The sequence below is a fragment of the Sinorhizobium sp. BJ1 genome (assembly GCF_002531555.1).
GTDB lineage: Bacteria > Pseudomonadota > Alphaproteobacteria > Rhizobiales > Rhizobiaceae > Sinorhizobium > Sinorhizobium fredii_B.
Genome location: NZ_NWTH01000096.1, coordinates 1 through 1,997, shown reverse-complemented (window position 1 = coordinate 1,997; position 1,997 = coordinate 1). Strand labels below are relative to the sequence as shown.

The window sequence follows — 1,997 nt, the reverse complement described above, 5'->3', positions numbered from 1 at the left end:
CCGGTAGCTCGTCAGGCTCATAACCTGAAGGCCGCAGGTTCAAATCCTGCCCCCGCAACCACTGAGACTTGAATATTTTGCCATTCAAGTCGCTTCACAGAAAGCTCCTCCGCATATGCGTCGAGGAGCTTTTTGCGTTTTAGCTCCGTGTCGAGCTCACCGCTCTCATGCCGGGCGAGATAATCGTGGTGCTTCAGGAGCTTGAAGCGCTCTTCCAGGATCGTGCTTGCTTCCATGGCGGCTAGTATCGAAGCGATCCGGCCATGGACCTCGAGCGTCGCCGGCTGATGGCCGGGCGTCTTGCCGATCACGACCTTCTGGACGAGCTGGCGCACGAGATCAATGAAGGGCTGATTGGTCGCCGTGTCCGCATGGTCGCGCAGATAGAAGAGCAGGGTATCGACGATGTATCGCACAGTGTCCGGATTGGTCTGTGCACGGAGTTCGGCAAGCCGCTCCTCGAGGTTGAGGTTCGCATCGGCGGGTTCCTGCAACTGGGTGGTAAGAGTGCTCCGCTTTTCTTCAAGCTGATCGAGCAAGTCGTCGAGTGCTGTCAGGCGAGGGCGACCCTCGACGGCGCGGCCGCTGATCTGCTGGATGATGTTTTTCTGCTCCTGTTCAACCCTCTGCAGTTCGGCCTTCAGCTGCTGGCTCTGGGTCGGCTGCGATTTGAGCTTCGCTACCTGGCTTTGCATGACCTGGTTTGCCACCTCCTCGAAAATGCCGAGGTGGAGGAAGGCAGCGGGCAGGCAGGCAAGAATACGGTCTTCGACGTCGTTCCGGAGGATCGTCTTCTGGTTCTGGCAACATTCTCCGCCGAGGTCGTCGATCGGTAAGCGCTTCTTGTGATTTGTGCAGCCATAGCGGTCCTTTGCCATGATCGCGTAGGGGCCACCGCACTCGGCGCATTCGAGGATGCCGCTCAGAAGATAGCTTGGGCGGTGCGCGGCGTTGAGGCGATTGGTCGTGGTGTAGGAAAAGAGCTCGCCGAGTTCCTTCTGGCGCGCCTTGACCTGTGCCCAGAGTGCGTCGTCGATGATCCGCAAATCCGGAACGTCGTTGACAACCCAGTTTCCGCCCTTGTTGCTGCGGGCGACGCGGCGCTCGGTCTCGGGGTTCTTGCGATAGTTCCGGCGATTCCAGACGACACGACCAATGTAGGTCTCATTGTTGAGGATGCCGGTACCGCGGCTGACATGCCCGCGGATGGCTGTGTCGCGCCATTTGGCGCCCCGCGGTCCGGGCGTGTCCTGATCGTTGAGTTTTTTGGCAATGTCGCGTGGCGATACGCCGTCGGCATATTGCTGGAAAATCCAGCGGATCACGTCGGCCTGCTTCTGGTCGATGTCGCGCAGACCGGGAATGCGATCGCCATTGCCGTCGTAGGCCAGCTTCAATTTGTATCCGTCGGCGAGGCAGGTGGTCGCCTTGCCCTTGCGCACGGCGGTCTTCATGCCCTCCCGGGTCCGATACCTGATCTGCTCGATGAGTTCCTGGCTGAGCGTTGCCCGGAGCCCCATCTCCATATCCGTGACAAGCGCATTGCCGTGGACGGTCCACAGCTCGATGTCCTGAAACCGCAGGCGCTTCAAGGCCAAGCCGGCAGAACCACCGATAGGCCAGGTTCAGGTGGACTTCCTCGCACAGCCGCCGCTCCGAGCGGATGCCGAAGCAGTAGCCGACAATCAGCATGCGGATCAGCAGTTCGGGATCGATAGAGGGACGGCCGATCGGGCTGTAGTAAGGCGCAAGGTGCTGGCGGACACCGGAAAGGTCAACGAAGCGGTCGATGGCCCTCAGAAGGTGGTCCGCCGGCACGTGCCGTTCCAGACTGAAGCCATAGAACAGCTCCTCCTGCATCACACTTTGCTCACCATCGACTCAATCTCCTTCCAATAAGAAGACCGAATCAGTGCTTTAGGACTGTTTCAAGCCTGACTTTTTCAACATGGGGTAATGGGCAGCAGCTCTTCTTGGAGACCGCTATGATCGGCTCC

The 1,997-nt window shown here is 59.4% G+C and carries 1 protein-coding gene and 1 pseudogene; both read right to left on the bottom strand.

What is annotated here, in order from left to right:
* Nucleotides 1-17 precede the first annotated feature (17 nt).
* Entirely contained in the window at nt 18-1,598 is a 1,581-nt protein-coding gene (locus tag CO676_RS34155) for a recombinase family protein (RefSeq protein ID WP_245424662.1), read from the bottom strand.
* Nucleotides 1,588-1,860: pseudogene (locus CO676_RS34150) on the bottom strand (transposase); the annotation flags it as partial. The pseudogene CO676_RS34150 and the gene CO676_RS34155, both read right to left, overlap by 11 nt.
* Between the last annotated feature and the right edge of the window lie 137 nt (nt 1,861-1,997).